The 24,880-nt window shown below is 50.1% G+C and carries 21 protein-coding genes; 18 read left to right on the forward strand and 3 right to left on the reverse strand.

Annotation, left to right across the window (positions count from 1 at the left end; translation table 11 throughout):
• Window positions 1-252 precede the first annotated feature (252 nt).
• The 18 genes from MHH82_RS14510 (at window position 253) to MHH82_RS14595 (ending at window position 22,246) form a co-directional block, all read left to right on the forward strand.
• Complete coding sequence (locus tag MHH82_RS14510; protein WP_340966387.1) at window positions 253-1,752, forward strand: malate:quinone oxidoreductase; 1,500 nt, start codon at window positions 253-255, stop codon at window positions 1,750-1,752.
• Window positions 1,753-1,928: 176 nt separating this feature from the next.
• Window positions 1,929-3,530: a helix-turn-helix domain-containing protein gene (locus tag MHH82_RS14515; RefSeq protein WP_340966388.1), complete on the forward strand. Its 1,602-nt coding sequence runs from the start codon at window positions 1,929-1,931 to the stop codon at window positions 3,528-3,530.
• Between the two features lie 104 nt (window positions 3,531-3,634).
• Window positions 3,635-4,648, forward strand: coding sequence for an ABC transporter substrate-binding protein (locus MHH82_RS14520; RefSeq protein WP_340966389.1), 1,014 nt, complete (start codon window positions 3,635-3,637; stop codon window positions 4,646-4,648).
• The gene (locus MHH82_RS14525) at window positions 4,645-5,640 is read left to right on the forward strand and encodes a FecCD family ABC transporter permease (protein ID WP_015735062.1); all 996 of its coding nucleotides are present in this window, start codon (window positions 4,645-4,647) and stop codon (window positions 5,638-5,640) included. The genes MHH82_RS14520 and MHH82_RS14525 overlap by 4 nt, the downstream gene beginning before the upstream one ends.
• Complete coding sequence (locus tag MHH82_RS14530; RefSeq protein WP_015735063.1) at window positions 5,637-6,680, forward strand: FecCD family ABC transporter permease; 1,044 nt, start codon at window positions 5,637-5,639, stop codon at window positions 6,678-6,680. The genes MHH82_RS14525 and MHH82_RS14530 overlap by 4 nt, the downstream gene beginning before the upstream one ends.
• Window positions 6,681-6,698: 18 nt before the next feature.
• Window positions 6,699-7,499 carry an ABC transporter ATP-binding protein gene (locus tag MHH82_RS14535; protein ID WP_015735064.1) on the forward strand — a complete coding sequence of 267 codons (801 nt, stop codon included), beginning with the start codon at window positions 6,699-6,701 and terminating at the stop codon, window positions 7,497-7,499.
• Window positions 7,500-7,618: 119 nt separating this feature from the next.
• Entirely contained in the window at window positions 7,619-8,413 is a 795-nt protein-coding gene (locus MHH82_RS14540; protein WP_186326415.1) for a (2Fe-2S)-binding protein, read from the forward strand.
• Between the two features lie 211 nt (window positions 8,414-8,624).
• Window positions 8,625-9,641: a glycoside hydrolase family 130 protein gene (locus MHH82_RS14545; protein WP_015735066.1), complete on the forward strand. Its 1,017-nt coding sequence runs from the start codon at window positions 8,625-8,627 to the stop codon at window positions 9,639-9,641.
• 297 nt (window positions 9,642-9,938) lie between these two features.
• Entirely contained in the window at window positions 9,939-11,234 is a 1,296-nt protein-coding gene (locus tag MHH82_RS14550) for an extracellular solute-binding protein (RefSeq protein ID WP_015735067.1), read from the forward strand.
• Window positions 11,235-11,333: 99 nt separating this feature from the next.
• Window positions 11,334-12,206 (forward strand): carbohydrate ABC transporter permease, encoded by an 873-nt coding sequence (locus tag MHH82_RS14555; RefSeq protein ID WP_015735068.1) that lies wholly within the window; start codon window positions 11,334-11,336, stop codon window positions 12,204-12,206.
• A 16-nt stretch (window positions 12,207-12,222) separates the two neighbouring features.
• On the forward strand, window positions 12,223-13,053 hold the full coding sequence (locus MHH82_RS14560; RefSeq protein WP_009592052.1) for a carbohydrate ABC transporter permease: 831 nt from the start codon (window positions 12,223-12,225) through the stop codon (window positions 13,051-13,053).
• A 47-nt stretch (window positions 13,054-13,100) separates the two neighbouring features.
• A complete protein-coding gene (locus tag MHH82_RS14565) occupies window positions 13,101-14,924 on the forward strand; it encodes a sensor histidine kinase (protein WP_015735069.1) in 1,824 nt (607 codons plus the stop codon).
• Entirely contained in the window at window positions 14,887-16,461 is a 1,575-nt protein-coding gene (locus tag MHH82_RS14570) for a response regulator transcription factor (protein WP_340966397.1), read from the forward strand. Before MHH82_RS14565 ends, MHH82_RS14570 begins: the two co-directional genes overlap by 38 nt.
• Window positions 16,462-16,500: 39 nt before the next feature.
• Entirely contained in the window at window positions 16,501-18,825 is a 2,325-nt protein-coding gene (locus MHH82_RS14575; RefSeq protein ID WP_340966399.1) for a glycoside hydrolase family 3 N-terminal domain-containing protein, read from the forward strand.
• A gap of 190 nt (window positions 18,826-19,015) precedes the next feature.
• Window positions 19,016-19,576, forward strand: a complete 561-nt coding sequence (locus MHH82_RS14580; RefSeq protein ID WP_015735072.1) for a TetR/AcrR family transcriptional regulator — start codon at window positions 19,016-19,018, stop codon at window positions 19,574-19,576.
• Window positions 19,577-19,614: 38 nt separating this feature from the next.
• On the forward strand, window positions 19,615-20,019 hold the full coding sequence (locus MHH82_RS14585) for a DUF5360 family protein (RefSeq protein ID WP_015735073.1): 405 nt from the start codon (window positions 19,615-19,617) through the stop codon (window positions 20,017-20,019).
• 202 nt (window positions 20,020-20,221) lie between these two features.
• Window positions 20,222-21,214, forward strand: a complete 993-nt coding sequence (locus tag MHH82_RS14590; protein ID WP_145036160.1) for a helveticin J family class III bacteriocin — start codon at window positions 20,222-20,224, stop codon at window positions 21,212-21,214.
• Window positions 21,215-21,427: 213 nt separating this feature from the next.
• Window positions 21,428-22,246, forward strand: coding sequence for an endonuclease/exonuclease/phosphatase family protein (locus MHH82_RS14595; protein WP_145036161.1), 819 nt, complete (start codon window positions 21,428-21,430; stop codon window positions 22,244-22,246).
• A gap of 66 nt (window positions 22,247-22,312) precedes the next feature.
• Here the strand turns inward: MHH82_RS14595 and MHH82_RS14600 are convergent, their stop codons facing one another.
• The 3 genes from MHH82_RS14600 to MHH82_RS14610 are packed head-to-tail and all read right to left on the reverse strand — an operon-like array spanning window position 22,313 to window position 24,879.
• Complete coding sequence (locus MHH82_RS14600) at window positions 22,313-23,548, reverse strand: Ger(x)C family spore germination protein (RefSeq protein WP_036663217.1); 1,236 nt, start codon at window positions 23,546-23,548, stop codon at window positions 22,313-22,315.
• A 30-nt stretch (window positions 23,549-23,578) separates the two neighbouring features.
• The gene (locus MHH82_RS14605) at window positions 23,579-23,788 is read right to left on the reverse strand and encodes a CLC_0170 family protein (protein WP_036663216.1); all 210 of its coding nucleotides are present in this window, start codon (window positions 23,786-23,788) and stop codon (window positions 23,579-23,581) included.
• Complete coding sequence (locus tag MHH82_RS14610; RefSeq protein ID WP_015735077.1) at window positions 23,785-24,879, reverse strand: GerAB/ArcD/ProY family transporter; 1,095 nt, start codon at window positions 24,877-24,879, stop codon at window positions 23,785-23,787. The genes MHH82_RS14605 and MHH82_RS14610 overlap by 4 nt, the downstream gene beginning before the upstream one ends.
• Window position 24,880: the final 1 nt, after the last annotated feature.

Raw genomic sequence — 24,880 nt, forward strand, 5'->3', positions numbered from 1 at the left:
TGTTATGACGTTAGCCGGATTATCAGTTGTCGGATATTGTGGAGGATCTTCTCACTTTGTTAACTACTTGAAATCGTTTATAATGATTAGATAATAATAGATATTTTAATCTATCAATATTTATAATAGACTATAATATGGTGATTATTGACACAGAAAAGGTGTGTTTTCAGAAGACGCCTTGCTTTTTATCGACATTTTTAGCAGGGACGCCTACTCTTTTTTCAAATATATGGGATAAGGAAGGGTATAATGAGCAACATGGACAAAAAAACAGAAGTAATCTTGATTGGTGCCGGCGTCATGAGCGCGACATTGGGAGCCTTACTGAAGGAGCTAGTGCCCGAATGGGAGATCAAAGTGTTCGAGAAACTCGCAAGCGCGGGGGAAGAAAGCTCCAATGAATGGAATAATGCGGGGACCGGCCATTCCGCACTGTGCGAGCTTAACTATACGTCCGAAAAACCTGACGGATCTATAGACATCAGCAAAGCGATCAACATCAACGAGCAGTTCCAGGTCTCAAGGCAGTTCTGGTCTTATCTGGTAAGTAGCAATCTGATTCGCAATCCGCAGGATTTTATCATGCCTATACCTCATATGAGCTTGGTTCAGGGCGAAAAAGACGTGGCCTTTTTGAAAAAACGTTTTGAAGCGCTGTCAAATCATCCTCTCTTTCAAGGAATGGAATATTCCGAGGATCCCGAGCAGCTGAAGGAATGGATTCCGCTTATTATGGAAGGGCGCACATCAAACGAACCGTTAGCGGCAACCAAAATCGATTCCGGGACGGACATTAACTTTGGCGCTTTAACGCGCATGCTGTTTGAGCATCTGAAGAACAAAGACGTGGAGGTCAACTACAAGCACAGCGTGAAGGATATCAAGCGTACTCCCGATGGCTCGTGGAAAGTAAAAGTGTTGGATATCGATAACGGCAGAACCGAGTTCCATACGGCCAAGTTCGTCTTTATCGGCGGCGGAGGCGGCAGCCTGCATTTATTGCAAAAAACCGGCATTCCCGAATCAAAGCATATCGGAGGGTTCCCGGTAAGCGGACTGTTCATGGTCTGCAAGAATCAAGAAGTCGTTGCGCAGCATCATGCCAAGGTATACGGAAAAGCCAAGGTCGGCGCACCTCCGATGTCGGTGCCCCATCTGGACACAAGATACATCGATAACCAAAAAGCACTGCTCTTCGGTCCGTTTGCCGGCTTCTCGCCGAAGTTCCTAAAAACGGGTTCGAATTTCGATTTGATCGGTTCCGTCAAACCGAATAACGTATTCACGATGCTGGCGGCGGGGGTTAAAGAAATGGCGTTGACCCGATACCTGATCCAGCAGGTGGTGCTATCGAATGAGAAGCGCATGGAAGAGCTGCGCGAGTTCATCCCGAACGCGAAGAGCGAGGATTGGGAAATCGTCGTGGCGGGCCAACGCGTACAAGTCATTAAGGATACGGCTAACGGAAAGGGCACGCTGCAGTTCGGGACCGAAGTGGTTAGTGCCGCGGATGGTTCGGTCGCAGCCCTGCTCGGTGCTTCGCCCGGGGCTTCGACGGCCGTTCACGTGATGCTTGAGGTATTGCAGAAATGCTTCCCGCAGCAGATGAAGGAATGGGAACCGAAAATCAAGGAAATGATTCCTTCTTACGGGATGTCGCTTTCGAAGAATCCGGCCCTCTTCGAAGAAATTCAAGATACAACTTCAGAAACGCTAGGTTTAAGCTTAAAAGCACTGGTGCATAGTTAATCTCTTTTATGATGGAAAACCAACCCGGTATAGCGGTTGGTTTTTTTTCGTACCGTGGGTTTGCAGTGAATTCAGCGATGCTTCACTTCAAGGATAAAAACTTGGCATTGATAAGTCATACCTTCACCCATAAAATATAATGAGAATGTTTCTCAATAACAAAGGGGGAAGTTGATATGTTCGAGGAGTTAACGGAAATGCATGGCTATCTGTACAAGCTTGTCCATGCACGGTCTCCGGAAGATACGCCCGGTATGAAAGTTGATAACAACAATCACCTTATGCTTCTTGTGTTCTCTGATAAGCAGAAGATAACAATTGAGCGGAAGCCTTATCATGTCGGCCCTCATAAGGTCATCTTGCTGCCGGCAGGTCTTTGGATTGAGGATAAGTCCGAATCGATGGGCAGTTTGGCATTGGAGTTTGTCATGCTGGAAGAAACGCAAGCTTATCGTTATGCGCCTGTAAGCTTAAGCCGAGTTATCGAGGTTGAGGTGGGTCCTTTCCCGTCGTTGTACCAATCCGTGCTGGATATCAGAACCAAGTGGAGTGGGGAACGTGTGGATCAGCTGAAGGCCCAGCATATGTTTCTAGAGCTGCTAATAATGATCATGGAGAATGCAGCCGAAAAACCTCATACCGAACATGAACGAGTGGTCAAGCAAACCGTTGAATACATTCATCGTCACTATCATCGCAATATCAGCCGAGAGCATTTGGCAGAGCGTGCAGGTCTTAGCAGCGATTATTTCACGAGAATTTTCAAGCGGCAGCTTGGAAAATCGCCGATGTCTTACTTATCGGCGGTCAGGCTGAACCACGCAAAGCAAGAGCTATTATTAACGAAGGACTCGTTTCGGACGATCGCCCAGCGCATCGGTTATGCGGACGAATTTTATTTTAGCCGCAAATTCCGAATGATGACGGGCATGTCGCCGTCCATGTATGTGAAGCAAATGAAAAAGGCGGATAAAATCGTATCCCTTCACCACCATCTGACCGGCCATTTGCTTGCGCTTGGAATTGAGCCTTACGCTGCCATCGTCAATTCCTATTATCCGATCGCGTTACATAATACGATTGAAATTGGTCATTTCCGACCTGATCTGGACAAGCTGGCCTCGACGAACCCCGATGTCATTTTCACATGCGATATCTATGACGAGGAAACCTCTGCCAAGGCAAAAATGTTTGAGCATATCACGCAAACGATAAGCATTCCTTTCTATGACGATTGGCGTACCCAGTTTTGTAAAATAGCCACGGCAACCGGGAAGGACAAGGAGGCGGGGCTATGGCTTGAAAAGTATCAGGCAAAATCCCTGAGTGTTCGCGCAAGCATCAAGCCGTATGTCGATGGAAAAACAGCCCTGATCATCGGTCTCGGCAACGGTATACTCTGTCTGTTTGGTCAGCGCAACGTAGGTGCGGTGGTTTATGACGATTTGGGGCTTAAGCCGCCCTCGGGCTTGGGCTCCATTCCTCTGTACCGCGAGATAGCTTATGAGGACATTTTCGATTACGATCCAGATATCATTTTTTTGACCAGCTTTCGAAATGACGGCTCGCAGCAAACCAAAGCGGCCATTCGGCAGACCTTGAATCAATGGTATCGGGACCCGAGATGGAAGTCGAAAAGGGCGGTGCGGAATCAGGAGGTATACTCACTGTTGGAGAGCCAGCATTTATATACAATGTATACTGCCTATTCGCATGATCTGCTGCTGGACCGTCTGCATGACTTGCTTGTGTCGGATTTGTCCAAAGAGTGGACGTAATTACCTATGTTCATGCCCTAGGCTTTTTTTATAATTAATAATGAGAATCAATATCAATGGTATTGACTTATTAATTCATAGAGATGACGGGGGAGAAGAAACAGATGCAAGTTTGGAAAAAACCGTGGCTGTTTGCCATGTTGCTGGTGATTGTACTCGTAGTATCGGGGTGTGGACAAAATCAGGGAAGTGTATCGAAGGAACCTGCTTCGCAACAAAGCGGATCGCCAACAATAGGCAGCCAGAGCGAAGCGATAACTCCGGCCAACGAATCGGAAGTTCGTACCATAAAACATGAGATGGGCGAGACCAAAATTCAAGGTAACCCGACTCGCATCATCACCTTATATCAAGGAGCGAACGATGCAGCGGTCGCATATGGGGTTAAGCCTGTCGGCATTGTCGAATCCTGGCTACAAAAACCGGTGTATGAATATTTGCGAGATGAGTTAGACGACGTTCCCCAGCTCGGCACGGAGGTTCAGCCAAATCTTGAAGAAATCTACAAGTTGAAGCCAGACGTTATCTTCGCAACGAAAACGAGACATGAAGGCATCTATGATCAGCTCAGCCAGATTGCACCCACGGTCATGATCGGTGAAGTATACGACTGGAAAGCCTCGGTCAATTTGATGGGTGAGGTTCTGAATCGGGAAGATAAGTCCAAAGAACTTATGGCAGAATGGGACTCCAGAGTTGACGACTTTAAACAGAAAATGGGGGATCGCCTCCCCATCGAAGCGACCATCACTAATTTCAGGACGGATCATGCGAGAATCTTCTACATGGGTTATGCCGGAGGCATTCTGAAAGAACTCGGATTCGCTCGTCCTGAGGGACACGATGCGGAGGTATGGGGCGTTCAGTTGACTTCCAAGGAGAGCATACCCGATATGAATGCTGACGTTATTTTCAATTTCAACTCGGGTGACGATATGACAGCGGTAGAGAAGTATTACAAAGATTGGACAAGCCATCCCCTCTGGGCAAACCTGGATGCCGTCAAGAACAACCAAGTCTATATGGTTGATGAAGTCTCCTGGAATATGGCCGGAGGCATTCTGTCGGCGCACCTAATGCTCGATAGTCTGTACGATTTGTTTGAGTTGGACAAATGAACAAGCGCAATGCCCTGTTATTGCTCAGCGCATTCATTCTGATGGCCGGCGCGTTCATTGCGAGCCTGCTGCTGGGGCGGACGAATTATTCTTGGGTTACACTCGTATCTTCGTTTACCCAGTATAATCCGGAACAGGTCGACCATCTCATTATTCGGACTGAGCGTCTGTCCCGGGCAGTCATTGCTTTGTCGGTAGGGGCTGCGGTCTCCTTGGCAGGGGCCATGATGCAAGCATTAACCCGGAATCCGCTTGCCTCCCCGGACGTTTTCGGCATTAACTCAGGCGCGATCCTGCTGGTCGTGCTGGCAACGCTCCTCAATCCAAGCAGCCCGATGCTGCATTTGGCCTTATACGCGGTAGGAGGTGCGACGGTGTCCGCATTCATCGTCTACGGGCTGGGCTCGTTGGGACGCGACGGGCTCACTCCTATTAAGCTAGTTCTAGCCGGTTCAGCGATAACCGCCTTATTCTCGTCCGGTACGCAGGCTATTCTTGTCATGAATGAAAACGGGCTGCAGGATGTGTTGTTTTGGCTGGCAGGTTCCGTGAGCGGCCGCTCGATTGATCAGGTCCTGCCACTGTTCCCGTTTATGGCGGCAGCGGGCGTGGCAGCCCTGTTCATGGGCCGGGCGGTCAACCTGCTTATGACCGGGGAGGACGTTGCGAAAGGACTCGGACAAAACACCGTGCAGGTGAAACTGATGCTCGGCGTCCTGATCGTCGTTCTTGCCGGCGGTTCGGTAGCCATCGTCGGCGCGGTGGGTTTTATCGGCCTGTTCGTTCCGCATTTGGCACGCTCTTTGACAGGACGGGATTACCGTTGGGCTTTGCCCTTCTCTGCCGTATTGGGGGGGCTGCTGTTAATCATCGCGGATATAGCGGCACGGCTGTTGATTATGCCTAATGAAATTCCGATCGGCGTAATGACGGCGGCTATCGGAATTCCGTTTTTCATTCATGTCGCTCGTAAGGGAGGGGCGTGGAAGTGAAACGATATACCCATATTCGAAGTCGAACGGGAAGCATGGACCTACAATTCGAGACAATAAGTTTGATCTGGATACTACTGGGTTTATTGGCCTTTGTCGTGGCCATTGCCATGGGAACAGGGTGGGGAGATACCTACATATCGCCGAATGCCGTCCTTTCAACCTTATTCGGCACGGGATCGGGAGAGCACGATTTTATCCTGCTAACGCTTCGGCTGCCGCGGGTATTGACCGCCTTGTTCGTCGGAGCGGCCCTTGGCGTAGCCGGTGCCATTCTGCAGGGGATCATTCGCAATCCGCTGGCATCGCCGGATATTATAGGCATTACCGGCGGGGCTTCGGTAGCCGCGGTGAGTTTCATTACGTTTGCCGGCGGTGTCGCAAGTATCAAGCTCCTGCCGTTAGCCTCCATTGCAGGAGCGCTTCTGATCTCCTTGCTAGTGTATGGCCTGTCATGGAAAAAGGGAGTTACGCCGATTCGTATGGTGCTGATCGGAATCGGCTTATCCGCTGCCGCTAAAGCGGCAACGACGCTAATGATTGTCATGAGCCCCGCCATATCGGCCGGCAAAGCATATCTTTGGCTTACCGGAAGCGTTTATGGGGCTTCCTGGCAAAACGTATATACGATTGTTCCGGTTGTTGTGCTTGGTACTTTGCTTGCCCTGGCATTCAGCCGAAGCCTGAATGCCCAGGAGCTTGGCGATGATATTGCAAGCAGTCTGGGCGTCAAGGTACAGCGGCATCGATTCCTGCTCATCCTCATTAGCGTAGTTCTGGCGGGGACTGCCGTATCCGTCGCGGGCGCGATCGGTTTTATCGGTTTGATCGCGCCGCATATCGCGCGGCGATTGGTTGGCCGATTGTATGGGGGAATGATGCTGGTGTCCGGTCTGATCGGCGGGCTTCTCGTCTTCATGGCCGATCTGATCGCCCGTACCCTGTTCTATCCGCTGGATATTCCGGCAGGTATCTTCACGGCCGGTATAGGAGCTCCGTTCTTCATCTATTTACTGTTCAGGAACCGCAATCAGATATAGCTAAGGAGGGAAGCCGTTTTGACAACGCTGCAAGTAAAAGAGCTGACCGTAGGGTATGGGCCCAAGACGGTAATCAAGGATATGAACCTGATGATTCCTGAAGGAAAAATAACCGTATTCATTGGTGGAAACGGGTGCGGAAAATCGACTTTACTGCGCACGCTTGCCCGATTGCAGAAGCCTGACACCGGCGCGGTTTTGCTGGATGGCAGGCAAATTGCCCAGATGTCGACCAAAGAGGTGGCCAAGAGCTTGTCCATATTGCCTCAGGGTCCATCGGCGCCGGAAGGCCTTACTGTCCGTCAATTGGTTCGCCAGGGAAGATACCCGCATCAGAGCTGGTTGAAGCAGTGGTCACCAGTTGATGAAGAGATGGTGAACGTTGCATTAAAGTCTACCCGCGTGGAAGCTTTTGCCGATCAGACCGTGGACTCCCTCTCCGGTGGCCAGAGGCAGCGAGCGTGGATTGCCATGACCCTGGCTCAAGGAACCGGTATGCTGCTGCTCGACGAACCGACGACATATCTGGACCTGTCCCATCAGGTAGAGATATTGGATATGCTGTATGAACTGAATGAGCGGGATCAGCGCACCATCGTCATGGTGCTGCATGACCTGAATTTAGCTTGCCGTTATGCACACTACATGGTGGCTGTAAGCGAGGGGAATATTTATGCGTTCGGAGCACCTGAGGAAATCGTGACGCCGGAAACTGTTAAAGACGTCTTCCAATTGGATTGCAAGGTCATACCAGATCCCTTGTTCGGCACGCCGCTGTGTATCCCTAGGGGAAAGGGTAGAATTATCGGGCAGTTTTAAGCGTCCCTGTTTGGATTGTTGTTTGTAGGAAGGTCTTTCATACTTGCTGCATCGGTACGGGTATCCGTTGAAGGTTGAATACGAACAGAGTGAGGACAAACGATATGGAACCAAAGTGCTTGGACGAGTTACAAAAGAAGTTCGGCATTCGGACGGATGCCGTGACGGGCAGTTATTCAATTGAGCTTCGCTTACTGCTGCAAGACGAGGAAGCGAAGCGGTTTCTCGATGAATACAATGTCGTTATTCGTGGGGAGGATCGAGCAGTCGCAGCTGTTTTTTGCGCGGGTTGGCTGAGCAAAATCGCCTTGGCTCTGCAATATGCCATTTCCGTTTGGCAAATCGCACCCGATTTTTCAATACCGAATATGACTCTTCATTGGACGACCAACAACCATAAAATGAGCTATTTCATAGAGATGAGTCATTGGCAGGCTGTATTAGCTCCTGAGAACGAAGTGGATCGACGGGATTGGTTAGAGAGCGTCATGGAGAGATTTTACTTCGCTACAGCAAGACCTCTATTGGAAAGCTTGTCGGCGGCAAGCGGACTCCACATCCAACAGCTCTGGGGGCAATGGCCAACCCGATTCTATCGGGAACATCAGACATGGCTGGAGGAGCAGCACAACGAAGCGATAAAGAACCGTCTTCATGAGGATTATCGATTTTTACGTGAAGAGCTGGACCCCGAGGCAGCTTTTGCTCGGAAGAAAAATCCCTTCGCAGTGAAAATTCGTCCGCTTCCGCCGTTGGTTGACCCCGACTACCGGCCACCGATGAAAACGGCCTGCTGTCTTTATTACCGCACGGAAGGAAGCGATTACTGTTATACCTGCCCGCGTTTGAATGAACAGCAGCGTGAAGTGAAAAGAAAGGAATACATAGCGATGTTACAGGAAAATACGCATTGATGGGGACCATTCGTGCTCTTAATGCGAAAAACATGAGTCCAGCGGTTCAATGTTGAACCGCTTTTTTTTTATGCTGCGAAGCATCACAGATAACAATATTTCGGATAATATTGAAAGTTTACAGGATATTATGAATGGACCAAGCCTCTTATAATGAGTTAAAGAAAGCAGCTTGATAACACTTACATAGCAATCACGAGGAGGCTTATCCATGAAAATCACCCGGCATGCGGAAAATCCGATAGTAGTGCCTGGACTCTACGATTGGAGAAAGGTGACGGTATTCAATCCGGCCGTCATTATCGATAACGGAAAATTCTATATGATTGAACGGACGGCAGGATCCCTGACTCCCTGCAAGAACTACCTGGGTTTGCTGGAAAGCACGGACGGCGTGCATTTCACCCATGTGCTGGACGAACCGGTGGTAACGCCGGACCAGCTGGGATTCCCCTATGGCAGCATCCAGGACCCGCGAATCGTCAAGATCGACGACACCTTTTATTTGAACTATGCCTTGCGCCCGTGCGCCATGAACTATTACCCGACGGGAGCCGGCATCCCCGAACGCTCGATTCCCGAATATCCGGACGGCTGGGGCGAAGAGGAAGGCCATTGGCTGACGCGTTCCGGGATCCTGACTTCGAAGGATCTCATTCATTGGGAGTACCTGTGCGATACAACGCCGCTTGATATCAATGATCGCGACAACATTCTGTTCCCGGAGAAAATCAACGGCAAGTATGTGCTGCTTCGCAGACCGGAAGAATATGTAGGGGAGGAATACGGAACCGAAAAAGCGGCCATGTGGATCAGCTACTCCGAAGACTTGGTGCATTGGGACGAGCCGAAGCTGTTGGCAAAAGCCGAGAACAACGATTGGGAGTTTAAAAAAATCGGCGGCTCGACGCCTCCGGTGCGGACGGACAAAGGCTGGCTGGTGCTCTACCACGGCGTAGACCAAGATACGGTGTATCGCGTGGGGGCGTTGCTGCTGGATCTGGAGAATCCCGAGAAAATCATCGCCAGAACCCGCCGGTTCATTATGGAGCCGGAGACGTATTATGAAAAATTCGGCTATCAGATCCCGAACGTCATTTTCCCGACAGGCAATGTGGTCAAGGACGATCTCCTCTATATCTATTACGGCGTAACCGATACGGCAATTGCCCTTGCGACGGTACCGTTGGATGACTTAGTGGATTATATTTTGAACGAACCGCAATAAAGACGCTTCAGAGCGTGGCAAATGATTTGGTTTCACTGCCACGCTTTCTGTAGAACCTAAGATGTAAGCGATACCATTAAAATGGAAAAACGCGAATTTAATGTAATGAAAATTAACGCTACCGAGAGAAATATGATGAATAAGAAGTCCGTTTTGTCCGAAATGACTTAAAAAAATTAGATGAAATCGTTTTTTTAGCGGATATTGGGATCGCTAACCCGATTGTATAATTAATATATCTTATATTGTTAAATATAAGAACATGATATGTAACGTATAAAGAGAGGGGTATAACAAATGAAAACGTCTAAGAAGCTTAGAACGATGCTTCTCACCGGAACAGCTGCGCTGCTGCTCATGTCAACCGTCGCTTGCGGCTCCGGGGAGAAAGACGCTGCCGAACCGGAAAAGGTTACCTTGAACATCATGCATCCATGGACATCGCCGAACGTGGATAACGAGGTGTACAAAGAGCGGATCGCCGAGTTCGAAAAACAGCATCCCGACATTATCATCAAGCAGGACGGGGTAGCTGCAACGGAGTATAAAACGAAGCTGCGCACGTTGGCTGCCGCCAACAATCTGTCGGATATCAACGTCGTATGGCCTGGTGCCGACCTGGCTCCTCTGGTAGCCGGGGATCTGCTGATGCCGCTGGATGACCTGATGGATAACTGGAAGGATATTTTGCCGGAGGACGCATTGGCCGGATTTAATCAGAACGGCAGTCAATTCGCCGTGCCGACCAAACAAACCTTCGTGGACATTATTTATTACAATAAAGAGATGTTCGCCGGGGTCGGTTATGACCAATTTCCGGCTACCTACGACGAATTCATCGATGCGGTGAAAAAGCTGAAGGAAGCCGGCATTACGCCGATCTCCTTGGGCAACAAAGAGAAATGGCCGCTTCAATCGTCCTTCTTGTCGATTATCGGGGACCGTTACGTAGGCAGTGACTTCTTGCAGAAAATTTTGAACAAGGAAGCCAAATTTACCGATCCCGAATACGTGAAAGCGATTGCCGTCATCGACGAACTGTCCAAGCTGGGAGCATTCAATACGGATGCGAACAACATGGATTCCGTCCAAGGGCAGGACTATTTCATTCAAGGCAAGGCAGCGATGCATATTTCTTCTTCTACCGTTGACGGAAGAATCCGCATCAACAACGAGGAAGGGGACAAATTCGGCATTGCGCTCTTCCCGAGCGTCCCTGGCGGATCCGGCGATCCGGTGAAAAGCGCGGGCGTCGTTCAGTACGGCATCTCCATTAAAAAAGGATTGAGCGATGAAAAGAAAGCGGCTGCCGAGGAATTCATTAAGTTTTTTGTCAATGAGGACCTGTACAAAGATCTGATCAGTAAAGGCGTTGTCGTACCGGCCAACGTTGAAATTCCTGAAGATGCGAGCCCGTATCTCAAGGAGATGCTGGAGTTGACCAACAAGGGAACGGCACCGGTGTTCGACAGCGTCATTCCGACGCAAGTTACCGACGTCATGCAGAACGGATTGCAGGCTCTGACCATCGGCAGAGGGACGCCGGAGGAGCTCGCCCAAGAGGTTCAGGAAGCTTTCGACAGCATGAAGTAAGTTGCGAATTTCCTTCCTTAAGTCAAGATCATGATGGCACAAAGAAAAACCCGGCAGCGGGTTTTTCTTATTAAAGGCAGAAAGAAAGGAGTTACGCCAATGCATACGCTTAAGCATACGAAATGGGCTATATTCTTGGGCTTGGCGCCAGCACTCATTATCTATATATGTATTGCCATATTTCCCATCGGCTTATCGGTTTATTATTCATTAATGAACTGGGACGGAATCACGCCCATGCGTTTTATCGGGCTGGACAATTTCGTAGATATTTTCAAAGATGATATTTTTTGGCTGTCCGTTAAGAACAACATCATTATCATGTTTACCGGGATAGCGGGTCAGATTCCGCTTGGCCTACTGCTGGCCCTGCTGCTGAATCGAGGACTCAAGGGCTCCAGCTTCTTCCGGACGATCGGATTCCTGCCGGTCGTCATTTCATCGGTGATGGTATCCCTGATCTGGGGCATGGTGTACAACACGGAATACGGGATGCTGAATAACCTGCTCGGCGTTCTGGGTCTTGAGAGCTGGCAGCAAAATTGGCTGGGGGATCCGTTCTGGTCCATGATCTCCATCAGCATCGCTTATATATGGCAAAACTGCGGCTTATATATGATCATTCTATTGGCCGCGCTGCAGAATATCCCCGATGAAGTCAATGAGGCGGCTGCCCTGGACGGGGCGACCGGACTAAGCCGGATCATGCGGATTACGATCCCGATGATCCGAGGAACATTGCTCGTCTCCGTTGTCTACAGCATCAGCAATTCGTTCCGCGTGTTCGATCTGATCCAGATCATGACGGGCGGCGGACCGGCACATGCGACGGAGGTTATGACCGTCTATATGTACAACAACTCGTTTATGAATATGAGATTCGGCTACGGCAGTGCAGTGTCCGTATTGATTCTGCTGTTTAGCCTTATCGTCATCACGATCGTAAATCGATTGGCGAGAGAAAAGGAATAGAAGGGAGAGGGAGGAGATGTACAGACAAACGAAATGGTTCCATTTATCGGCATACACTTTTTTGGGGATATTCGCTATTATTAATATAATCCCTTTCTTTTGGATGATCGTAGATTCGTTCAAAACCGAGCAGGAATATGCGGCGAACCCGTTCTCCATACCGACCGAGCTGCAATTCTCCAATTACGCGAAGGCATGGGAAGTGGCGAATATGGATACCTACTTCCTTAACAGCATCATCGTAACTGTCGTATCGTTGGTCGTGACGGTCCTTCTTGGATCGCTTGCGGCGTACTTCTTGGCAAGGTTCAATTTTAAGCTGCGCGGTGCAACTTACGCGATATTTCTGCTGGGCATGGTCGTTCCGATTCATGCGACCTTGATTCCGATTTTCTTGATCATGCGGAATCTGCATTTGCTGGATACCCACTTATCGCTGATTCTTCCATACACGGCGTTCCATTTGTCCTTGACGATCTTTATCCTGGAGGGTTTCATGAGAGGGTTTCCAAAGGATTTGGAGGAGTCGGGCGTCATGGACGGCGCGGGCGTATTCAAGATTTTCTGGTCGATCATATTACCGATCACGCGTCCGGCGATTTCAACCGTCGTGATCTTGAACTTTATCTATAATTGGAACGAGTACTTGTTCGCACTCGTCTTGATCAGTTCATCGTCGCTGAAAACATTGCCGCTTGGGCTCGCCAACTTTGTCGGCATTGAGACAGCCAGCCTTACGCTGCAAATGGCTGCGTTGACGATCGCGCTTATACCGATCATTATTTTTTACCTGCTCCTGCAAAAACAGCTCGTTAACGGCATGACGGCAGGCGCAGTTAAAGGTTAATCCGGTTTCAGCTCAACATCATGAAGACATCGAAAGAGGGAATGGACATGCGCAGCAGTTTGGGCTGGATCGGGAATTATGGTCTGAAACAGAAGGCTCTGGTCATTTTCCTCTTTTTTGTCATTCTGCCTACGCTGGGGGTCGGCGTCCTGGCCCAAGACAAGCTGAACGAAGTGCTGCGCGGCCAATTTATCCAATCAAGCCAGCGCAGCCTGGAGATCGTAACGAACCAGCTGGAAGAACAAACGGCCATGATCGAGGATATAGCCGATTATTTGATATTGAGCAATGACATGCGCCAATACCTGCGCCTTGATCCACCGCCAGAGAGCGGGAGGGCGGAGCAGTTGAAGCAGAATCTTGAAGGATTCCTGACGTTTCAGCTCATGTCCAAAAACTATATCAAATCGATTTCGATCACCGGGTTTAACGGCAATTCCATTGAGATGGGCGAGCCGATTCACGGCAACGAAGAGTCTTGGAACCGGCTGGCGGACGAGCATAAAGGCGGAATCGTGTGGAGCAACGGCTATCCTTCCACCAGCGGCTGGTATGGTGAAGTAAACCTCGTCTCATTGTTCCGGGTTCTGAATTCCTATGACGAGATCACGCTCCCGCTGGCTAGGCTCGTCATCCGCATGGATGAAGCCAGTATTCTTAAACAGCTGCAGCGGGGGTTGACGCGGGACGAAGGCATGGTATTCATTGTGAATGCCGAAGGACAAATCGTACTTCCCTCCAAAGAATTGCTATCCTTGGATATCGGCGATGGGAAAGCGATTACGGATATCATAACCGCCGGGACGATGGGCTCTTCCACATACCGACACGACGGGGAAGCGTATTTGACCTTTCATCAACGGATGGAGAATACCGATTGGACGATCGTTTCCATGGTGCCCAAGGCTGCGTTGGATCAGGATGTACGCGGCGTATCCATCTTGATGCAGGTCATTCTCATCGGAATTCTCCTGTTGGGCTTATCGGCCTTGATCGGGTTCCACTATACGATTATCAGGCCGATCCTGCGCCTGAAGATTGAGACCAATCGCGTAAAGCTCGGCGATTTCAACGCTCGGGTCCCCATTCGTTCCAAGGATGAGATTTCCGAGCTGAACCGCAGGTTTAACGATATGGTCTCCACGATTCAGGAACTGATCGAGCATAAATACAAGCTGGAACTGAGGGAGCGCGAATCCGAGCTGCGCCTGCTGCAGGAGCAGATGGATCCGCATTTTCTCTATAATACGCTGGATATGATCCGCTGGACCGCCAGGCTGGAGAAGGCCGTCGAGTCCAGCCAGCTCATCGAAATTTTGTCCCGATTCCTTCGTTCCAGTCTGAACAATGGCCATTACGAGACCAGCCTTGCTAAAGAAATGGAATTCGTACGCTCCTATTTGTATTTGCAGCAGAGACGGCTGGGGCGTAAACTGAAATATGCGCTGTACATGGAATATGATCTGGCGAATTCGCTTACCTTGAAGGCTACCATTCAGCCTTTGGTCGAGAATTTTCTCAAGCATGGCCTTGATCGGCGCGAGCCGGTTGCCAGGATAACGGTCATCGCGTATAAGCGGGAGGATGAGATTTGGATCGACGTGCAGGATAACGGCCGGGGTATGGACGATTCTACTTTGGAAGAAGTCAGGGAATCCCTGCGAATCGGAGTCCAAGCCGGCCGCACACGAGGTGCGCTCAGCAACATTCATGAACGTTTATACCTATTTTTCGGAGAACGCTACGGACTGGAAGTGATTGAGGCTTCATCGCAAGGAACCTTGATTCGCCTCAAGCTTCCATATTCTGAAACCTACGGTGGTGAATCGTACGATGCAACACGTGAAGACAGTAAAAATGCTGATCGTTGACGATGAACCGGTGATCTGTCAGGGCTTGCACTATACCATTGACTGGGCGGATTATGGAGTCGAGGTCGTCGCCGAGGCTTATGATGGCAATGAAGCTTTGCAGGTGGTGCAGGAACACGAGATTGATCTGGTTCTGACGGACATCCGAATGGAGGGAATGGACGGGCTTCAGCTTGCTAAGGAGCTGAAGCTCCGTCATCCTCAGATTCGGGTCATCATGATCAGCGGTTATGAGGAATTCGAGTATGCCCGCCAAGCCATCAAGCTTGATGTAACCGATTACTTGCTGAAGCCCGTCGATATTGACGAATTGGTGGCCGCCGTGACGGGAATCGTGGAAGACATTCGCAACCAAGATACCCGTGTCGACGGATCATCGAAGGATGCCGAGCTGTGGCTTTCCGACATGGCAGCGCATAATGAAACTTCATTGGCCAAGGCGGTGCCCGGCGATTTAGTAAACGGTGCCGAATATAAACTCATGGCTACGCAGCTGGAGAAGTTCTCGAACCTTGCAGCTTCCGTATCGGAACAGGATTTAACGATGCTGCAGCATGTATGGATCCGGACGGTTCGTGAAAGCCTCGAAACCAGCGGAATTCGTCAAATATCCGTGTTTGTGCATAAAAATTTGCTGTTGACCCTGCTGATGACGGATCAGCCTCGCCCGAAGCGGCAGTGGGAAGAAATTCTGCAGGCGATGCTGGATGCCTGGCCGGAAGAGCATCGTTTGTACGGCGCGGTATCGGATGCTTACGCTTCCCCGGACCAAACGGCAGCCATCTGCTCGGAGGTGCGAGCGTTATTGCCTTATTATGCCTTGGAACAGCGCCCCTTGCTGGATCGCGAATATAAGTCCGAGGTGGATAACGGCCGGGCCAAGCACGATTTCGACAGTGCCGATATGGTCTCGAAACTGTCCGTGGCTTTATTCAAGCAGGATGCCAAAATGCTGGAAGAGCTAATCGACGGCATGTTCCGATTTTTCCGGGATCAGCGGTACCTGTTGACGGATATGGTGAACGTGTGTGATGAACTGTCCATCATGCTTAGGCAGCGACTTCGTCAAAGCGGTCTGACCCAGCTGGAGCATGGCCTGGAGAGAACGATCGATCTGGAGGTGTTCAATCATCCCGACGCGATTCGTCTGGCGATATCCTCGGAAGTGTTTGATCTGCTGCAGCTGATCGACAGGGTCGGCATCGACAGATCGTTCTGGATCATTGAGAAGGCCAAGAAGTATATGGCGGATCATTATCTCAGCGACCTGAAAGCGTCGGAAGTGGCAGCGTATTTAAAGATTACGCCCAGCTACTTCAGCAATATTTTTAAACAAAGCACGGGAAAAAGCTTCAGCGAATACATGAACGAATTGCGCATCAACGAGGCGAGAAAGCTGCTGCTGACGACGCAGGACAAGGTGTTTGAGATTGCCGACCGCGTCGGCTACAAAGAATACAAGTATTTTGTATCCGTCTTCAAACTGTACACAGGCATGACGCCGAAGAAATATCGGGTCTTGAATATCAAAGAATGATCAGAAGCGTGACGACCAGGATGGAAGGAGTATGGGAATATGGAGAAATATCGGAATGCTGCGCTCCCCGTAGACGAGCGCGTAGAGGATTTGTTGTCCAGAATGACGCTGCAGGAGAAGGTTGGGCAGCTGAACCAGCACTTGTACGGCTGGATGGCATATCGGCGAAGCGAAGGGACCGAAACGGAGTTTGAACTGACCGACTTATTCAAGGAGCATGTCGAGTGGGGGGCCGGCATGGGGGCGCTGTACGGTCTGTTCCGGGCGGACCCTTGGTCCGGGGTGACCTATGAGAACGGGATTCCTACGCAGGACAACGCGAAGGTGGCGAATGCCATCCAGCGTTACGTGATCGAGCACAGCCGGCTCGGCATTCCCGTCCTGCTCTCGGAGGAATGCCCCCACGGCCATCAAGCGCTTGACGGAACGCTTCTGCCCGTCAATACGGCCATCGGTTCCACCTGGAATCCCGAATTAATTGAAAAGGCCTATTCCCATGTGGCCTCCGAGATCCGCAGCCGAGGCGCGCATTTAGGTTTGGTCTCGGTACTGGACATCCTGCAGGATCCGCGGTGGGGACGCTCCGAGGAATGTTACGGAGAAGATCCTTACCTGGCTGCGCGAATGACGGAGGCGGTTGTGTTTGGCATGCAGGGAAGAAACCCGGAAGAATGGAAGAGTCCGGATAAGGCAGCTGCCGTGCTCAAGCATCTATGCGCACAAGGAGCAGGGCAGGGTGGAAGGAACGCAGGCCCGGTTCCCGCAGGCGAGCGGGAGCTGCGGGAAATTCACCTGCCTGCCGCAGAGGCGGGGATCAAAGCAGGAGCGGCTGGCGTCATGGCGGCCTATAATGAACTCGACGGCATTCCATGTCATGCCAATGATAAGCTGTTAACCGGCATTCTGAGAGATGAATGGGGATTTGATGGGATTGTCATGGCGGATGGAACGGCCATCGACCGTTTGGTGTCCATTACGGGAGACTATGAGTCGGCAGCGGCGCTTGCTCTGTCATCCGGGGTCGATCTAAGCCTGTGGGACAAGTCGTTCACGACGCTTGAAGAAGCGGTGAAACAAGGGAAGGCCGATATGGAGAGCATCGACCGCGCGGTTGGTCGAGTGCTTGGCCTGAAATTCCGATTGGGGCTGTTCGAGCAGCCGTACGTAGACGAGGGCTTGGCTGCTTCGACCGTGAACAATGCAGCCGCCAGAGAGTTGAACGTTTCCGTCGCAAGAGAAGCGGTTGTGCTTCTTAAAAACGATGAAGGCGTACTGCCATTGAATCACAACAGTATCAAACGGCTGGCGGTCATCGGTCCTAATGCGGACCGTCTCTACAACCAGCTCGGGGACTACACCAGCGTTCAGCGCGAGGGCAGTGGAGTCACGGCGCTTCAAGGCATTCGGATGGCCGCTCCCGAAGGCACGGACATCGTCTTCGCTCCCGGATGCAGCGTTCGAGGCATGTCCGCCCAGGGCTTGCCTGAAGCAATCGAAGCGGCCCGTTCCGCGGACGCGGTCGTGCTCGTGCTTGGCGGCAGCAGTGCTCGTCAATTCGGGGGCACGTTTGACAATAACGGCGCAGCGATCGTAGCGGAGGGGGATCCGACGGAAATGGACTGCGGGGAAGGAGTCGATCTAGCCGAACTGCGCTTAGGCGGGATACAGGAGCAGTTGGTTCGGGAAATTCACGCGATCGGCAAACCGGTGATCACCGTGCTCATTCAAGGACGTCCGCTCGCCGTCGGCGAGGTGGCCGAGCTTAGCGATGCCTTGCTGTGCGCTTGGTATCCCGGCAGCGAAGGAGGCCGTGCCATCGGAGAAATCCTGTTTGGCCAAGTGAACCCGAGCGGAAAGCTGCCCGTCTCGATTCCGCGCTCCGTAGGTCAATTGCCGGTTTATTATAATCAGAAAAACGCAGGGCGCCCTCGTCCCTATGTCGATATGCCGTCCAAACCGTTATATCCGTTCGGATTCGGCTTGAGTTACAGCTCGTTTGAATATGGATCTCCGGCCATCTCCCAGAATGAAGTGACGCTTGACGAGCTTCGCTCCGGAAGTCGTGTCGAGGTGTGCGTGGAGGTGAAGAACAGCGGAAAGCTGAAGGGGGATGAAGTCGTTCAGCTTTACATACAAGCCGATCAATCAGGGATTACCCGCCGACTTCGAGAATTGAAGGGATTCAAGAAGGTAATGCTGGAGCCCGGGGACAGCACCACCGTTACGTTCAAGCTCGGCTTCGAGGAACTGGCCATCTGGAACCGCAACATGGATTACGATGTCGTCCCTTGCCGAGTCAGCATCGTAGTAGGCGGCCACTCGGATTGGGAGAGCGGCGTTGTTGAGTTGAAGGTAAAGGCCTGAGCGTAAGCCTATTTCAAAGGATTTGCCTACATGTCTAAGCTATCGATATTTTGGAGACAGCATTCCATGCTGTCTCTTTTCGTTGTGATCCGCCTTTCGTTTGACACAAAGAAGGAATCGGGATATTATGTATGGAAAACAAAGAAAATGATGTTGTTTTTTTGTTTTCCAGGGATGGGGGTGAATTTCATTGAGAGAACGAATCGTCGAGGCGGCAAGCAAGGAAATCCGGAGAAGCGGATTGCGATTTACGATGGGTGAACTGGCCAAACAGCTGGGGATGAGCACGAAAACCCTGTATGGCGTTTTCCCGTCCAAAGATGAGCTAATTGCCGAAATTCTCGCGGGGGCGATCGATGAGCTTCAGCATAAAGAGAAGGAAATCATGAATAACGCGAGCCTCAGCACATTGGAGAAACTTAGACGATGTCTGATTCTGATCCCGGCTGATTTTCAGTTTATCGAGCTAAACCTCATCACGGAGCTGCAGCGTTATTATCCTAACCAATGGAACCGTCTGGACCAATTTCTAAATGAGCAATGGGGCAGCATTGCCGAATTATTTCAGGAAGGCATTCGTCAAGGCTTGCTTCGGCCGTTTAACGCCAAAATATTCATTGATCTGTATGTAGGGGGCTTCTATCGGTTAATGGAGGACTCGGCGGCAAACAGGAGCAGTATGACTCTTCAGGAGGGCCTGCGCGATATGGGAGAGATTCTTTTGGCCGGTATCATCAAGAGGGAAACTTGAGCCAACGATAGACCACGAAGGAGAAGAGAGGGTATGCCTTGAGCAAAACATTAAAAGGTTTGTTCTTAGTGACGGATATCGGATTTATTATGTATTGGGTCATTACCGCACTGGCCTTCATTCCTAAAGAGTATTTATATCAGGATTATACCAATGAGCTGTTGGTTATTTGGAATTGGTCGTTCTTTCCGCTGGACATATTCATATCCGTTACCGGGATGTACAGTCTGTATTTACATAAACGAAGAAATGCGAAATGGAAAAATCTCGCCTTAATCTCGCTTACCCTGACGTTTTGTTCCGGACTGCAGGCGATCGTTTTTTGGATCATCAAGTCGGATTTCGACCTCATGTGGTGGGTGCCTAACCTGTACCTTTTGTTGTATCCGTTGTTTTTCATCCCTAAACTGCTAGAGACAAAGGAAGCATTCGCCGAATCTTAAAGCGGATGCTCCTTTTCTTTATGATCTCTTGGGCGTTCCACCGAAAAAAAAGGGCTAAAGGACCATGATTTCCTGAAACTTTAAGTATGATAAGCACAGGAAATCCTTGGGGGAAATGGTAAACTCAAAATGTACATTCACTACCTAGGAAAGGGGGCGCCGAGGAACTCACGGAATTCTATCATTTCATGGAGGTGGATTGATGTTTGACGTTCAAGGGCTGAGCCTTAAGAAAAGGCAAATCAAATTACTAACGTCCTTCATCCTTGCAATGCTTATCTTTTGTATGTCCGGTTTGCCCGCGTTCGCGGCAACCCCAGAGAAAACCGTCAACGCTTCGGCAACGCTTGCCTACAATTTAAAAGGGCTTCAACACAACGTGGCTGTTCAAAAAGCCTACATCGCGGATAAATATTTGTATGTCACGCAGCGTTCCAAGGGAACCTGCTATCTTTCAAGATTGCTCATTAACGGCAATGACGCTACTTTTGTAGATAAAATGACCGTCACCAACACGGGGCACTGTCAAACGCTGGATATGTATACGTACAATGGCGTCAATTATTTCTATTTCAGTTCAAAAGCAGACCCTTCAACCGATTATTATTGGTCGCTCCAGGTAGCAAGACTGCAATATTCGGCCGGCAAGACGGTCGATTATACGGATCTGCATCGATTTACCTATATGAATTACGCCAATAAAACAGGAGCAAGGCTGGGCGAGACCTACCGGGTTGATGGCGGCGGCAACAGTACGCATACGGTGTTCCGCGTTCAGACGAAAGAAGGAACCGTGACCTGGTCCATTTATGACACGGTCGCGCTCAATAAGCTGCTTGACAGCAATGAACAGGTGCGGATGGACAGCGCAGCCGCGGTGAACGCAGCGGTTGGCAGCTTCACGCAATCGGGCAGCGGCATCGTCAGACCGAACGGATCTTTCCAGGGGGCGGATATGCTCGGCCAAACGAAAATCTATACATCAGGCGGAGCCGAAGGAGAAATCCCTCAGATTGCCATGATGTCGAATACGGGGACTTTCAAAACCTTGGTGAAAATTACGAATGTAGGTAACCATGAAATCGAGGGAGTCCAGACCAAGAACGGCAACGTTTATTTTACGATCGTGACGGATCCGGTCAATAAGCAGAATACGCAGAAGGTATATTACGTTCCGGACAGCATTTTTAATTGATGCCCAGGCGGTTTTGACTCATTGACTAGTTGCGATCAACCAAGCGAATGTAAGTCGCAGGTCACAGGCTGGACCAAATTAAGGGTGTCTAGTCTGTTTCTTTTTTACCATTTTAAAGGAGCAGCTCGTGGCTTGATCTGGCGAAAATAAAACCCGTATATAATCAATTTGATTCTTACAATATTAATCTGACTAATGGAAGGAGATTCGTTCATGAAAAAAAGCCTCATTTCGCTAATCGCTTGCTTGTTCATCATTCCCCTGTTTGCAACGGGCGTCATGGCAGCGGGAAAGGGTCAAGGCAAAGAAGTAAGCACCACCGTGATGTCTTACAATATCCATCATGGGGTAGGAATCGATGGTCAGCTGAGCCTGCAGAGAATTGCGGATGTAATCCGCGACTCCGGCGCTGAGATTGTCGGGCTTCAAGAAGTGGATCGGCATTACGGGGAACGAAGCGATTTTAAAGACCAAGCCAAGGAATTGGCTGATTTGCTCGGCTATCATTACGCTTACGGCGCGAATCTTGATTTGGAACCGGGGGAAGGACAAACAAACAACCGTCAATACGGGACAGCCATCGTGAGCAAGTATCCGATACTCCGATCCGAGAATACATGGTTAAGCAGCTTCGGGAAGGAGCAGCGCGGCGTTCTTCATGCCGTCGTTAATCTGAGGGGAATCCATGTGGATGTTTACAACACGCATCTCGGGCTGGATGTCACCAGCAGAACGGCACAGGCTCAGGAAATCATTGACCTTGCTTCCGGCTCTCAGGGACCTGCGCTTCTCATGGGGGATTTTAATGCGGAACCGGACAGTTCAGAGTTTCAATTACTGTTAAACAGCGGTTTATTCGTAAACAGCTTTGAGGGAATAGACGATGCCTATACGTTCCCTGTCATCAATCCGTCGGCAACCATCGATTATATTCTGACTTCCCCTAACGTCCGGCATGCCAATCAACGCGTGATCCAAACCGAAGCATCGGATCATCTGCCGATTGCAGCCGATGTGGTATTCAAGCGATAGCGCTCTTTACCGGTGTTCAAGTTCATTATTTTTATAGCTAATTACTGTGTTGTGGGTCTGACACCATCATTCCGCCTTCATGCCGACTCTTCGGACTTTCGATGTTACACGGAAATCAAAGGTTGTATGTTTATAAATTTCACTCCATTGATCCGCGGTTTTGACATGGCTATTCCAATAGGATGGTTTTCTGGCTCGTACCAATTCACCGAATCCGAAAATATCGGATTCTTTTTTTTGCGTTTTTTGGATTAGTCCGAGCATGAGTTCTTTAACGGATCGTTCATTCTCCCGAGCAATTTCCTCAAGAATATGCGAGTTATTGAGCGGGAGGGTTTCCGTGTTTTTCTCTTCGACATTCACTTCCGTCACTGCCGTGATCGTAAAATGAGGAAGGCCGTTCTTGATGTCTACCTTGATTTCCGATTCCCGGTTCGTTGCATGGATGGTGACGACCTGAGAGTCGTCTCCAACATGAATGATTCCCCGATATCCTGCCGGACTGATTCCCTTAATGACCAAGTATCCGGCAATTTCAAACGGTTTAGTCACGCCGACCAGTGTGGCGCCTTTGAAAAAAGCCATGCCGCTGATTTCCACGTTATCGCCCTTCATGATTTGAATGTAAGGCAGAAATCCTTCCTGGCCCTTCTTCGACGAATTGTTCCAGAAGGTTCCGATATAGTCGCTCGGGAACTTGCCATGCTTAACGGCGTCGTCCAGCGTGGAGGACAAATACAATGCCGGGACGCGCTCCAGCTTCGGGGCTGCTTCCATCAGTTCTCTCGCTTTCCCTTTGGATACCATCAGCCAGGCCATACGGCGGACTTCCGCGTTTCGGTGGAGATAGTCGTTTAAATTCTCCATCCCCTTTCTCGCAAATTCTTCAGAAACGACGATGACACGGAGATGTCCAAAAAACAATTTGCCTGATATTTGCTGCTGGAGATTCATCATCGCATCATCGACGGTATGTCCCACAACATCAAGCACCCACACGGTTTCTTGGGCGCCTTCTCCTGAAGCACCGCCTTCGCCGGGTCCGAGCGGTATTCTGCCGGGAAGAGCGATTTGAACGGATAACTGGATCATTTCCTGTTGCGGTGCGGGATATTTCCCTCGAAGATGAGAAATTTCATCTTCACGAATCTCGGCATTCTTGCCGGCCGTGTCGATTGATATACCTAGAACGACCGCGCGTTCCTCAATCTCCATCCGATCCCAGCAGCCTGTCAGAAGTGAGCAGAGGAGAAGAAGGATCATGAATTTTAGGTTAAAGCCGGCGTTTACTCTCTTACTCATTGAGATCCTCCTGAACTCAGACATCTAAACTCACACGAAGACTTTAACAAGGACGATAACCAGAAACCAAACCGTTACGATACTGATATTGATCCAACCCAGCACGCGGGATACTTTTTTTTCCTTGGTCATGTTCGATTGTCTGTACTTATTCGTGTCGATGAACAGATTGAACAAGCCGCAGAAGAGCCAGATCAGAATGGCAACATCCAAATAACCGCTGTAAATTTCCCCGATCATTTGGCTGCACCTCTTTTTTTGCGCAGGATGGCGATGATCAGCAGGATACCGGGATACGCGATAGTAATCAGCAGTCCGTATTTGGATATCATGCCGTTCACTTCATTCAATTGAATCAAGCTTTGGGGCAGCATGGCCAACACGAACAGAAAGGGGAGGATGAAGAAGGACAACATCCCATGGTCCGCTAACCGGAATAGCTTGCTTATCGAGTAAAGCGTAAAGTAGTAACAAGAGAACAAGGAAGTAAAAACAGCCGTTACCCATACGGCTAGAAAGACTGCATCCAAGCGTTCCAGCACATTGGCAGGCAATGAAGTTGCTTTGGCAAGCTCCAGTGTCGGCCACAACAGCTTTTTGGTTTCCTCGGCTCCGAACACACCCACGGTGGCAGCCACGATCAAAATATACAAAGCGCCGGTTACTACCATGGCCCATAGGCTGGACCGCATCGCTCTTTCAGGTTTGCACATGGCCGGAATGACCATCATCATAATAAAGTATCCTTGGAACACGGTGGAGAGCGTAATAATGCCTGCCGGTATGCCTCCGGGTTCATTTCCCCATAGAGGGAGTACATTGACCAAGTCTGCATTTTTTAATGAAAGGGCGACGATCAAAAGGGCAGGTATCAGAATAAAGGGGCTGTAAAATAAGTGGATATACGAAAAGGTCATGATATTCCGGCGTGAAGAAAATGCAGCCAACAGCAGCATGACCAGTACGGTTATCTCCAGCGGTGTGTTCTTCAGGACAGCCGTAACGACAACCTCTCCGAATTCTCTGGCGACCAGTGAGCTCAAAACCGCAAAAAACGCAATCGAGATCAAGCTTCCGATTCGACCGAACCACTTGCCGATGATGACTTCGCTGTACTCCACGTACGAGTCATTCGGAAACCGCATGCCGAGCCGGGTCATGAAGAAAAGTCCGACAAACGCCAGCAGCATTCCCAAAAAAGTAACGAACGGAGCCCCGGCATCCGCAGCTTTGACCGCAGACAAAGGGAGTGCAAGAACGCCTACTCCCACGATGGTGCTGATCGTAATGGCAGAGGCTTGCAGAACCGTGATTTGGCGCTGTTCATTCATG

The organism is Bacillus sp. FSL K6-6540, from assembly GCF_038007545.1.

Excerpts from the sequence above, each read along its gene's own strand:
- MHH82_RS14510 (WP_340966387.1), top strand. The coding sequence starts at position 253 with ATGAGCAACATGGACAAAAAAACAGAAGTAATCTTGATTGGTGCCGGC.
- MHH82_RS14515 (WP_340966388.1), top strand. The coding sequence starts at position 1,929 with ATGTTCGAGGAGTTAACGGAAATGCATGGCTATCTGTACAAGCTTGTC.
- MHH82_RS14520 (WP_340966389.1), top strand. The coding sequence starts at position 3,635 with ATGCAAGTTTGGAAAAAACCGTGGCTGTTTGCCATGTTGCTGGTGATT.
- MHH82_RS14525 (WP_015735062.1), top strand. The coding sequence starts at position 4,645 with ATGAACAAGCGCAATGCCCTGTTATTGCTCAGCGCATTCATTCTGATG.
- MHH82_RS14545 (WP_015735066.1), top strand. The coding sequence starts at position 8,625 with ATGAAAATCACCCGGCATGCGGAAAATCCGATAGTAGTGCCTGGACTC.
- MHH82_RS14550 (WP_015735067.1), top strand. The coding sequence starts at position 9,939 with ATGAAAACGTCTAAGAAGCTTAGAACGATGCTTCTCACCGGAACAGCT.
- MHH82_RS14555 (WP_015735068.1), top strand. The coding sequence starts at position 11,334 with ATGCATACGCTTAAGCATACGAAATGGGCTATATTCTTGGGCTTGGCG.
- MHH82_RS14560 (WP_009592052.1), top strand. The coding sequence starts at position 12,223 with ATGTACAGACAAACGAAATGGTTCCATTTATCGGCATACACTTTTTTG.
- MHH82_RS14565 (WP_015735069.1), top strand. The coding sequence starts at position 13,101 with ATGCGCAGCAGTTTGGGCTGGATCGGGAATTATGGTCTGAAACAGAAG.
- MHH82_RS14570 (WP_340966397.1), top strand. The coding sequence starts at position 14,887 with ATGCAACACGTGAAGACAGTAAAAATGCTGATCGTTGACGATGAACCG.
- MHH82_RS14575 (WP_340966399.1), top strand. The coding sequence starts at position 16,501 with ATGGAGAAATATCGGAATGCTGCGCTCCCCGTAGACGAGCGCGTAGAG.
- MHH82_RS14590 (WP_145036160.1), top strand. The coding sequence starts at position 20,222 with ATGTTTGACGTTCAAGGGCTGAGCCTTAAGAAAAGGCAAATCAAATTA.
- MHH82_RS14595 (WP_145036161.1), top strand. The coding sequence starts at position 21,428 with ATGAAAAAAAGCCTCATTTCGCTAATCGCTTGCTTGTTCATCATTCCC.
- MHH82_RS14600 (WP_036663217.1), bottom strand. The coding sequence starts at position 23,548 with ATGAGTAAGAGAGTAAACGCCGGCTTTAACCTAAAATTCATGATCCTT.
- MHH82_RS14605 (WP_036663216.1), bottom strand. The coding sequence starts at position 23,788 with ATGATCGGGGAAATTTACAGCGGTTATTTGGATGTTGCCATTCTGATC.
- MHH82_RS14610 (WP_015735077.1), bottom strand. The coding sequence starts at position 24,879 with ATGAATGAACAGCGCCAAATCACGGTTCTGCAAGCCTCTGCCATTACG.